Here is an 8,606-nt window from a genome sequence, read left to right on the forward strand (position 1 = left end):
CTGGTACTCGGCGCTGCTCTCGCCGTAGCTGTCCTTGTAGCGCTGGCAGTCGTCGCTGCTGCAGGCCTTCACCAGCGCGACGATCATCACCAGCACCACCAGCGCGATGATGAAGTTGCGGATGATCTTGCCCTGGTCCATGCCGGACGCGACGTCGCGCGCCAGCGCCGGCATCTGGTCCTCAGGCAGCGAGAAGAAGCGCCGCACCTCGGCGGCCTCGACCGCGCGGCCGTGGCTCCAGGTGACCTCGTTGCCGGTGCGTTCGCTGCTCAGCAGCTCCAGCCGGCCGCCGTTGCGCCACTCGAAGTCGCTGACCAGCGCGCGTTCCTCGCGCTTGACGCGCCAGTAGAACTCGCCCAGGACGTAGGTGACCTTGGCGGTGTAGGTCCACTTCTTCTTGAAAGGCTTGTCCTGGTAGCTGACCGTGCCGCCGCCGGAGACCGACGGCGCGCCGGTGATCGGGCGCACGATGCTCCAGCCGTCCTCCGTGTCGACCAGGAAGCAGAAGCCCTCCAGCCGGTTGAACAGCAGGTACTCGCGCCAGAAGGTCTGCTCGTCCTCGGACGTCTCGGGCAGGTCGCAGCGCTCCATGTAGCCGACGACCTGCCACTCCTTGGGCGTGCCGCCGCTGACGGCGAGCAGCCCGGTCGTGCCCAGCGGGATCTGCGGCGGGCTGCAGTTGGTCTGGCGGTAGGCGGCGAGGTCCGCGCCCGCGCCTTTGGAGATGTCGACCACCGACTGGCACTGGGCGCAGACGATGGATTGCGTGGTCTCGAGCTTGGGCTCCAGCGAGGCGCCGCAGTTGGGGCAGGGGATGGCCTTGGACTGCAGCGTCGCGCCGCTGGCCTCGCGCAGCCCCGTCAGCGACAGGTCGGCCAGCGCCACCGCGCGGCCCACCGACCAACTGGGGCGGGCGGGATCGGCGTACTCGAGCGTGCCGACCTCGTTCTGCGTGTTGCGCAGGTCGACGATGGGATAGCTGGCCTCGAGCCGCGGCGGATGCGGGAGCTCGCCCTGCGCGGCGGCGATGGTGGCGTCGACGATGGACGCGACTTGCCAGGCCGAGCCGGCCAGGAACTGCATGCCGCCGGGCCGCAGCTGCGCCGGATCGGGCGCGCGCTCGCTCAGCGGGGCTTCGAAGCTGACGACGAAGCTGCCGTTGTCCTCGGCCAGCCAGCCGCTGCGGGGCGGCTGGTCGGCGCTGGCGTCGAACAGGATGTGCCACTCGTTCCAGCTGCCGTCGGCATAGGCCATCTGCAGACGGCCCACGACGACGAAGGCCGCGCCCGCATAGCGGCCCGCGGCGCCGAGCTGCAGCGGGGAGTAGTCCTCGAAGAGCTCCGCGCTGGTGCCGATCTTGCGGAGCGTGTCGCCGTCACGCAGCAGCGTGGAGCGGCAATAGCTGCAGACCGCGCTGGCGGAGGCGGCGGAGGCGAACTCGACAGGCGCACCGCAGTTGGGGCAGTGCGCCTGCCAGCGACGCTGGGGAGACGGTGTGGCCAATCAGGTTCCGGAAACGGTCAGGTCAGCGATCAATGAAGCGGCGAAGGGACGGCGGCCCGAGCCTGCGCTCGGGCCCGGTCAGGCTCAGGCCAGCTTCTTCAGCAGCTCGGCCTTCTTGGCGGCGAATTCCTCGTCGGTGAGGATGCCCTTGGCCTTGAGGTCGCCGAGCTTCTCCAGCAGCAGCAGGACCTCGTCCGCGCTCTGGCTGGCGGGCTGCGGTTGCGGGACCGGTTGTTGGCCCGTTTGCTGGCCCGTTTGCGCGGCCGGTGCGGCTTGCGCAGCCGCGTTGGCGCCGGTCAGCCCGGCCTGCAGCTGCTGGGCCATGGTCTGGCCGAGCGCCAGGCCCGCGCCCAGGCCCATCGCGTCGCCGGCGATGCCGGAGCCGCCGCCCGCGCCCACGCCTTCGGCGAGCTTGGGGATGGCTTGCGCGGTCTGGTACTGCATGAACTGGCCCATGTTCTGGCCGATCATGCCCATGCCGATCTTCTGGTCGAGGATCTTCTGCAGCTCCTCGGGCAGCGAGACGTTCTGCAGCGTGACCATCTCGAGCTTGAGGCCGAGCGCGTCGAACGCGGGCTGGGTCGCTTCCTGCAGGGCCTTGGCGAACTCGACCTGGTTGGCGGCCAAGTCCAGGAAGGGGATGCCGGACTGGGCGACCGCGTCGCTGATGTGCTGGAGCATCAGACCGCGCAGCTGGCCGTCGAGCTCGGTGACGGTGTAGCGCTCGCGGGTGCCGGAGATCTCGGTGTGGAACTTCTTCGGATCGACGATGCGATAGCTGTAGTTGCCGAAGGCGCGCAGACGCACGGCACCGAAGTCCTTGTCGCGGATGGTGACGGGCTGCGTGGTGCCCCAGCGCTGGTCGACCTGCTGACGGGTCGAGAAGAAGTAGACGTCGCTCTTGAAGGGGGACTCGAAGAGCTTGTCCCAGTTCTTCAGATACGTGAGGACGGGCAGGGTCTGCGTCGTCAGCTTGTACATGCCGGGTCCGAAGACGTCGGCGACCTTGCCTTCGTTGACGAAGACGGCCATCTGCGATTCGCGCACCGTGAGGGAGCCGCCGTACTGGATCTCGAAGTCCTGCATCGGATACCGGTAGGCCAGGACGCCGTTGTCGTCCTCGGTCCACTGGATGATGTCTATGAACTGTTTCTTGATGAAGTCCATCAGGCCCATGGCGCTGCTCCACGAAATGGCACGGTCCAAGCTGACCGTCGGCGGGGAGTATCCCTCAGCGAACCCCGCGATCAGGTCACCCTCAGGGGGGAGGATGTACGGATGGTCCCAGACAAAACAGGGACTTGGGGCCCCCGGACGGGGTGGGCTCCGGTATCGTGCGACGCCATTCGCAACGAGCGCCGCAGGCGTCAAGGAGGCAGACATGAAAGCAGTGATCGCCGCGGGCCTGATGGCCATGGTCTTGCAGGGCTCGCCTGTCATGGCGGCGGCGCCGTCGTCGCCGCTGGTGGGCGAGTGGGCCTTGGACGTCAGCACCTTGCCGATGCCGCCGGCCGTGCGGCCGAGACGAGTCGCGCTGGCCTTTCAGGAGGCCGCCGAGGGCCGGTGGTCGACGCAGGTCGAGATCATCGACGCGGAGGGCAAGCGGCTGTACTCGGAGTCGACGATCCCGCTGGACGGGACGCCCGGGAAGGCGACCGGGACCTACTTCGTCGACGTGGTCGCGGCGAAGATGCCGTCGCCGAACGTGCTGGTGATGCAGTTCGTCTTCGAGGGCATTCCGCGCTCGACGCGGGTGTTCTCGGTCAGCGCGGACGGCGCGGTGCTCACCGAGACGGAGACCTACTTCCTCAAGGACGGCACGCCCAAGATGAGGACGGCACACTTCACGCGGTCGGCCGCGAAGACCGGCACACCTCGACCAGCAACGCCCTGAGCCAGCGATGACCGGCATCGCGCTCCGTGCGCGGATGCCACATCTGGGAGATGGTGATCGGCTCGGTCTCGACGGGGAGCGGGACGGCGCGCAGCGCGCCGTGCTCGTGGTCCTGAACGAAGTAGGAGGCCGGCACCAGCGCGACCAGGTCGGTCTGCGCCGCGATCGACAGCGCGGCGCGGAAGCTCGGCACGACGACGGCGACCTTGCGCGCGAGCCCTAGCGCCGCGAGTGCCTCATCGACCGGCCCCGCGCGCCGGCCTCGCCGTGAGGTCACCACATGGCCGCAGGCGGCGTAGCGCTCGGCGCTGAGCTCGCCGTCGTCCAGCAGCAGCGGATGCCCTTTGCGCACGGCGGCGACGAAACGGTCGCGATACAGCGTCTGCAGACGCACCTCGGGTCCGGTCTCGCCGAGCACGCCGATGTCCAGATCGATGAGGCCCTCGCGCAGCGGGCGGATGTCCTTGTCGGGCTTGGGCGCGAAGCGCAGGCAGACGCCGGGCGCCTCGGCCGCGGCGCGCTGGACCAGCGCGGGTCCGAAGGCCTCGATGAAGCCGTCGTTGGCGCGCAGCGTGAAGCTGCGTTGGACGGTGCGCAGGTCCCAGCCGGCGCCGGCCGGTTGCAGCACGGCGCGCGCGCCCTGCGCCAGATCGCGGACCTGATCGCGCAGCGCGAGCGCATGCGGCGTGGGCACCATGGTGCGGCCTGCGCGCACCAGCAGCGGATCGCCGGTGGCCTCGCGCAGGCGGGCGAGGGTGCGGCTCATCGCGGACTCGGAGAGCTGCAATCGCTCGGCGGCGCGGGTCACGCTCCCCTCGGCGAGCAGGGCGTCCAGGGCGGTCAGCAGGTTGAGATCGATGTCGTCGGCCATCGGGCGACGCTAGCACGAGGGGACGTGCGGATGGCGCGCCGTGCAAGGTGTCCCTGCGCGCGGCGCTCTGGCCGCGAGCGGGCGCGGCTCCTATGCTGAACGCACCTCCGCCCGAGACCGCAGTTCCGATGTCTGCAGCGCCCCCGATCATGACCGTTTCCGCCGATTCCGCCTCCTCCTCCCACGCGGGTGCGGCCTCCGCGCACGCCGACGCCGACGGCGTTCCGCTCCCGCAGCGCTATGCGGCGGTCGCGGCCATCCTCGGCGCGCTGGTGCTGGTGGTGCTGGACGGCGCGATCGCGAACGTCGCGCTGCCCAACATCGCGCAGCGGCTGAACGCGTCGCCCGCCGACACGGTGTGGGTCGTGACGGCCTATCAGCTGGTGGTGGTGATGTTCCTGCTGCCGGCCTCGGCGCTGGGCGAGAAGCTCGGCTATCGGCGCGTCTTCATGAGCGGCGTCGGGCTGTTCACCGCGGCCTCGGCGCTGTGCGCGATGGCGCCGTCGCTGCCGTGGCTGGTGGCGGGGCGCTGCCTGCAAGGGCTGGGGAGCGCGGCGGTGATGCCGCTCGGGCTGGCGCTGCTGCGCTTCACCTATCCGAAGCGGATGCTGGGCCAGGCCATCGCCTACAACGCGCTCACGGTCGCTGCGGCGTCAGCGGCGGGGCCGGCGGTCGGCGCGGCCATCCTGTCGGTGGCGAGCTGGCCCTGGCTCTTCGCGGTGAACCTGCCGGTGGGGCTGCTGGTGCTGCTGGCCGCGCGCGGACTGCCCCGCACGCCGGGCTCGAATCGACCGCTGGACCTGTGGAGCGTGGCGCTCAACGCGGGGATGTTCGCGACCTTCGTGCTGGCCGGTGATCGGGTGCTGGCGCATCCGGTGGAGGGCGGGGCGCTGCTGATCGCGGCGGTGGTCTGCCTGACGCTGCTGGTGCGGCGCGAGCTGCCGCGCGCGGCGCCGCTGATTCCGCTGGACCTGCTGCGGTCGCCGCCGTTCCGGATGTCGATCATCGCGTCGGTGTGCTGCTTCACGGGGCAGATGGCGAGCTACGTCGCGCTGCCGTTCTACATGCACCACGTGCTGGGGCTGAGCGTGCTGGAGACGGGTCTGCTGATGACGCCGTGGCCGCTGGCCGTGATGGCGGCGGCGCCGATGGCGGGCAGGCTCGCCGACCGGATCTCGACGGCGAGGCTGTGCGCGGCGGGGGCGGGCAGCCTGGCGCTCGGGCTGGCGCTGTGCGCGGCCTGGCCGATGCAGGCGGATGCCAAGCTGCTGCTGGTGGCGTTCACCATGCTCGCGGGGCTGGGGTTCGGGTTCTTCCAGACGCCCAACAACCGGAACATGCTGATGTCCGCGCCCAAGGAGCGGAGCGGGGCGGCGGGGGGCGCGCAGGGCGTGGCGCGGCTGACCGGGCAGACCTTCGGGAGCTTGCTGATGGGCTTGCTCTTCGCGTGGCTACCGGCGGCCAAGGCCTCGCATGTGGGGCTGGGGATGGCGGCGGGGTTTGCTTTGATCGCCGGGCTGGTCAGCCTGGGGCGTGGGGAAACCCAGCACCGCCGGTGATCAGCGCGCCTTGACGATCCCTCGATAGAGCAGGGCGGTCGCGGCCAGGCCGACGGCCGCCGCGCCGCTCATCCAGAGGCCGGGCGCGGCCTTGTCGCCGGTGGTCTGGATCAGCCAGGTGGAGACCAGCGGCGTGAAGCCGCCGAAGATCGCGGTGGCCAGGCTGTAGGCCAGCGAGAAGCCGGTCGTGCGGACCTCCGCCGGCATGATCTCCGTGAGCGCGACGATGGTGGCGGCGTTGTAGCTGGCGTAGAGGAAGGACAGCCACAGCTCGACCGCCAGCATGCGCTCGAAGCTCGGCGCCTGGACCAGCCAGGACATCGCCGGATAGGCCGTCAGCAGCGTCAGCAGGCTGAAGATCACCAGCAGCGGCCAGCGGCCGACGCGGTCGGAGACCGCGCCCATCACCGGAAGCCAGATGAAGTTGGACAGGCCGACGCAGAAGGTCACCAGCAACGCGCTGGTGGCCGACAGGTGCAACACGGACTTGCCGAAGGTCGGCGTGTAGACGGTGATCAGGTAGAAGGACACCGTGGTCATGACCACCAGCATCATCCCGGCGCCCACGAGCGCCCAGTTGCGCAGCATGGACGCGACGATCTCGCCGATGGACGGATGGTGCTTGCGGGCGAGGAAGGACTCGGTTTCCGCGAGCGAGCGACGGATGTGGAAGACGAAGGGCAGGATCAGCGAACCGATCAGGAAGGGGATGCGCCAGGCCCATTCGCTGATCTGTGCGGTGGAGAACCACTGGCTGATGCCATAACCCAGCGCGGCCGCCACCATGATCGCGGCCTGCTGGCTGGCGGATTGCCAGCTCACATAGAAGCCCTTGTTGCCGGGCGTCGCCATTTCCGCGAGATACACCGACACGCCGCCCAGTTCCACGCCCGCGGAGAAGCCTTGGAGCAGTCGGCCGATCAGGACCAGGGTGGGCGCGAGCAGCCCGATCGAGGCATAGGACGGGGTGAAGGCGATGAGGATGGTGCCGCAGGCCATGATGGCCAGGGTGAGGATCAGGCCTTTGCGGCGGCCGATCTTGTCGATGTAGGCGCCGAGGATGACTGCCCCCAGCGGACGCATCAGGAAGCCCGCGCCGAAGGTCACGAAGGTCAGCATCAGCGAGACGTACTCGCTGTCGGTGGGGAAGAAGGTCTGGGCGATGTAGGTGGCGTAGAAGCCGTACAGGAAGAAGTCGAACATCTCCAGAAAGTTGCCGCTGGTGACGCGGAGCACCGCGCCGAGGGCGGCCCGGCGGGGCATCCTGGGCGCAGGGGAAGGCGGGGCGGACGCGGTCAGCACGGTCATGGCAGTCTCCGGAATCGGCATTTATCTTGCGCGGCATCATGCTTTCCCGGCAAAGTTGCGGGAAGTGCAAAGAACGGAACGATTGATGCGCCATGAGAATCAATTTCGACCTGGGTGAGCTGGCGGCTTTCGTCGCCGTGGCGGAGCGGATGAACTTCCGGGCGGCGGCCGAGGCGTTGTTCATCTCGCCCTCGGCGCTGAGCCGCCGAATCGATCGGATCGAGGAGGCGCTGGGCGTGCGGCTGTTTGACCGCACGACGCGGCGGGTGAGCCTGACCGAGGACGGCGAGCAGTTCCTGACGCATGCGAGCGATGCGCTGGCCTCGCTGCAGAACGCGATCTCCGACGTGGGCGACCGGGTGGAGCGGCGGGCCGGCGTCGTGACCGTGGCCTGCATTCCGTCGGTGGCGAATCACCTGTTGCCGGCGGTGCTCGCGCGTTTCGCGAAGCTGCATCCGGCCACGCGGATCAAGATGATGGACCACAGCGCGCCGACGGTGCTGCAGGCGGTGGTGGAGAAACAGGCGGACTTCGGCGTCAACTTCCTCGGCGCGCAGGAGCCCTCGATCGACTTCGCCGCGATTGTGAAGGAGCGTTATGTCCTGGTGGTGCCCGCGCGGCATCCCTTGGCGAAGCTGCGTTCGGTGGGATGGGACGATCTGGTTGACGAACGATTCATCTCGCTGGCGGCGGACAGCGGCAACCGGATGCTGCTGGACAACGCGGTGGCGCAGGCGCGGGCCCGTCCGACGAGCCATGTGGAGGTCAATCATGTCGAGGGCGCGCTGGCCCTGGTCCGCGCCGGGCTCGGCGTGAGCGCGATTCCGCGTCTGGCGCTGACGGGGGGCGCCGCCAGGGAGTTGGTCGGCGTCCCTTTGAGCCGGCCGCAGGTGAGCCGCACGCTGGGATTGATCACGCGCAAGGGACACCGGCTCTCGCCGCAGGCGGACACCCTGGCCAAGCTGCTGACGCAGGAACTCAAGACCGCGGGGGTGGCGCCGGAGGCGGGACGCAAGGGATGAGGGCAGGGGATCGCCGGGCACGATGTCCGCCACTTGATGCGCGCCGCTTGTTGCGCGGCGCTTGTTGCGTGCGGAGCAATGAATGTTCCGAACATTGCACTGGACGCATCAAAGCCGCAGGGTCAAGATGCCGGTTATCGACATCCCGGCATCATTTCATGTCCATCAAATCGCTCTCACTTCGTCGCCGTCTCGTGCTCTCCACCGCGCTCGTCGGCGCGCTTGGCGCGGCGCCCATGGCTCGAGCGCAGGACCGCATCGTCGCGGTGTCCTCGGGCGGCACCGCCGAAGCCTTCAAGACGCTCGCCGCGCGTTATGAGAGGGAGATGCCCGGCCTGCAGGTGGACCGGCAGTTCGGTCCTTCGATGGGAGACACGACGCAGGCGATTCCTGCGCGGCTTGCACGCGGGGAGTCCCTGGATGTGCTGATCATGGTGGGGCCGGCCCTG

General features: G+C 69.3%; 7 protein-coding genes and 1 pseudogene. 4 read left to right on the forward strand and 4 right to left on the reverse strand.

Annotation, left to right across the window (positions count from 1 at the left end; genetic code table 11):
- Together ABDW59_RS24230 and ABDW59_RS24235 are read right to left on the reverse strand one after the other, a co-directional pair.
- A partial coding sequence (locus ABDW59_RS24230; protein WP_343633994.1) for a DUF4178 domain-containing protein occupies positions 1 to 1,503 on the reverse strand: 1,503 nt, incomplete at its 3' end.
- 84 nt (positions 1,504 to 1,587) lie between these two features.
- The gene (locus tag ABDW59_RS24235; protein WP_343633996.1) at positions 1,588 to 2,679 is read right to left on the reverse strand and encodes an SPFH domain-containing protein; all 1,092 of its coding nucleotides are present in this window, start codon (positions 2,677 to 2,679) and stop codon (positions 1,588 to 1,590) included.
- 205 nt (positions 2,680 to 2,884) lie between these two features.
- Here ABDW59_RS24235 and ABDW59_RS24240 point away from each other — a divergent pair, with 205 nt between their 5' ends.
- Complete coding sequence (locus tag ABDW59_RS24240; RefSeq protein WP_343633998.1) at positions 2,885 to 3,397, forward strand: hypothetical protein; 513 nt, start codon at positions 2,885 to 2,887, stop codon at positions 3,395 to 3,397.
- On the opposite strand, the gene ABDW59_RS24245 is transcribed toward ABDW59_RS24240, so the two are convergent.
- A complete protein-coding gene (locus ABDW59_RS24245) occupies positions 3,348 to 4,268 on the reverse strand; it encodes a LysR family transcriptional regulator (RefSeq protein WP_343634000.1) in 921 nt (306 codons plus the stop codon). The genes ABDW59_RS24240 and ABDW59_RS24245 overlap by 50 nt on opposite strands.
- 149 nt (positions 4,269 to 4,417) lie before the next feature.
- Here ABDW59_RS24245 and ABDW59_RS24250 point away from each other — a divergent pair, with 149 nt between their 5' ends.
- A complete protein-coding gene (locus ABDW59_RS24250; protein ID WP_343634002.1) occupies positions 4,418 to 5,827 on the forward strand; it encodes an MFS transporter in 1,410 nt (469 codons plus the stop codon).
- Here the strand turns inward: ABDW59_RS24250 and ABDW59_RS24255 are convergent, their stop codons facing one another.
- Entirely contained in the window at positions 5,828 to 7,090 is a 1,263-nt protein-coding gene (locus ABDW59_RS24255; protein WP_343634006.1) for an MFS transporter, read from the reverse strand.
- Positions 7,091 to 7,227: 137 nt separating this feature from the next.
- Between ABDW59_RS24255 and ABDW59_RS24260 the strand changes: the two genes are divergently transcribed.
- Positions 7,228 to 8,157, forward strand: a complete 930-nt coding sequence (locus ABDW59_RS24260) for a LysR substrate-binding domain-containing protein (protein WP_343634004.1) — start codon at positions 7,228 to 7,230, stop codon at positions 8,155 to 8,157.
- A gap of 158 nt (positions 8,158 to 8,315) precedes the next feature.
- Positions 8,316 to 8,606 (forward strand): annotated as a pseudogene (locus tag ABDW59_RS24265) (ABC transporter substrate-binding protein); the annotation flags it as partial.

The sequence above is a fragment of the Roseateles sp. genome, assembly GCF_039595295.1.
Taxonomy (GTDB): Bacteria; Pseudomonadota; Gammaproteobacteria; order Burkholderiales; family Burkholderiaceae_C; genus Roseateles.

Bases quoted from the DNA above. Each gene is read 5' to 3' on its own strand.
- ABDW59_RS24245 (WP_343634000.1), bottom strand. From the start codon at position 4,268: ATGGCCGACGACATCGATCTCAACCTGCTGACCGCCCTGGACGCCCTG.
- ABDW59_RS24250 (WP_343634002.1), top strand. From the start codon at position 4,418: ATGACCGTTTCCGCCGATTCCGCCTCCTCCTCCCACGCGGGTGCGGCC.
- ABDW59_RS24255 (WP_343634006.1), bottom strand. From the start codon at position 7,090: ATGCCCCGCCGGGCCGCCCTCGGCGCGGTGCTCCGCGTCACCAGCGGC.
- ABDW59_RS24260 (WP_343634004.1), top strand. From the start codon at position 7,228: ATGAGAATCAATTTCGACCTGGGTGAGCTGGCGGCTTTCGTCGCCGTG.
- ABDW59_RS24240 (WP_343633998.1), top strand. From the start codon at position 2,885: ATGAAAGCAGTGATCGCCGCGGGCCTGATGGCCATGGTCTTGCAGGGC.
- ABDW59_RS24235 (WP_343633996.1), bottom strand. From the start codon at position 2,679: ATGGGCCTGATGGACTTCATCAAGAAACAGTTCATAGACATCATCCAG.